The 1146-nt window shown below is 50.5% G+C and carries 1 protein-coding gene; it reads left to right on the forward strand.

Translation table 11 applies throughout. The features are described from left to right. Positions 1–16: 16 nt before the first annotated feature. Positions 17–1138 carry an ISAs1 family transposase gene (locus IDAT_RS12865; RefSeq protein ID WP_034734485.1) on the forward strand — a complete coding sequence of 374 codons (1122 nt, stop codon included), beginning with the start codon at positions 17–19 and terminating at the stop codon, positions 1136–1138. The last annotated feature ends 8 nt before the right edge of the window (positions 1139–1146 follow it).

A 1146-nucleotide genomic window follows, 5' to 3' on the forward strand; every position in this document is an offset into this window, starting at 1 on the left:
TTCGGGGAGTAAAACCATGTACATCGAAGCCTTCACCACGCACTTTGGCGAATTATCTGACACGCGTCAATCAGCAAAAGTGACCTATCCGCTTGAGGATATTTTATTTATCACCTTATGTGGTGTCGTCGCTGGAGCCGAAGGCTGGAGCGAGATCCGCGATTATGCCGACGGTCACATTGACTGGTTTCAACAGGATGGTTACCTGCGCGATGGCGTCCCCGTTGATGACACCATTGCCCGTATCATTTCGCGTATCGACCCGGAGCAGTTTAGAGCCTGCTTTATCAACTGGATGCAAGCTGTGCATGAAAGCACCGAAGGGCAATTGATTGCGATTGACGGTAAGACGCTGCGAAGCTCCTACCAGCGCGGTGACCGCCAATCCACGATACACATGGTCAATGCGTTTTCGTGTGCCAATAAAGTGGTGCTGGGTCAGGTTAAGACTTCAGAGAAGTCGAACGAAATCACTGCGATTCCTGAGCTTATTCAATTACTTGATGTCCAGAGTACCTTAGTATCAATTGACGCTATGGGATGCCAGACCAGCATTGCAGAGCAAATAGTCGAGCAAGGTGGTGATTACCTGTTCACGCTCAAAAGCAATCAGGGCAAGCTCTGTAAAGCGGTGGAAGATGCGTTTGCTAAGATACGCAGAGCACCACTTGGTGGCTTAACCTTCGAGCAAAAGCGGGGTCGCATAGAAGCCCGCACATACCATGTGCTAGGTGCTGAAGAGGTGAGCAAAGCGTTCCCGCAATGGCCTGAGCTAAAGACAATTGGCATGAGCATGAGCTTCCGCCAACAACAAGGGAAAGCACCTGAACTGACATATCGCTACCCTATCAGCTCCGCGTCATTAAGTGAGAAGCAACTTGCCGAAGCAGTACGTTCTCACTGGGCTGTAGAGAACAGCCTGCATTGGGTACTGGATGTCAGCATGGGTGAAGACGACTGCCAGATACACCAAAATCACGGTGCGGAAAACTGGTCGACGCTACGCCACCTGGCGTTAAACATGTTGCGTGCCGAACCATCAAAGGGCAGCATACCAGCTAAGCAAAAACGTGCCTGGATGAAAGCCAGCTATCTGGAAGCTGTGCTAACAGCGGGCTTCAGTAGCATGGTTGATTAATGAGCATT

It is taken from the genome of Pseudidiomarina atlantica, from assembly GCF_000753735.1.
GTDB lineage: Bacteria > Pseudomonadota > Gammaproteobacteria > Enterobacterales > Alteromonadaceae > Pseudidiomarina > Pseudidiomarina atlantica.

Coding starts and splice junctions, on each gene's coding strand:
- IDAT_RS12865 (WP_034734485.1), top strand. CDS start 17: ATGTACATCGAAGCCTTCACCACGCACTTTGGCGAATTATCTGACACG.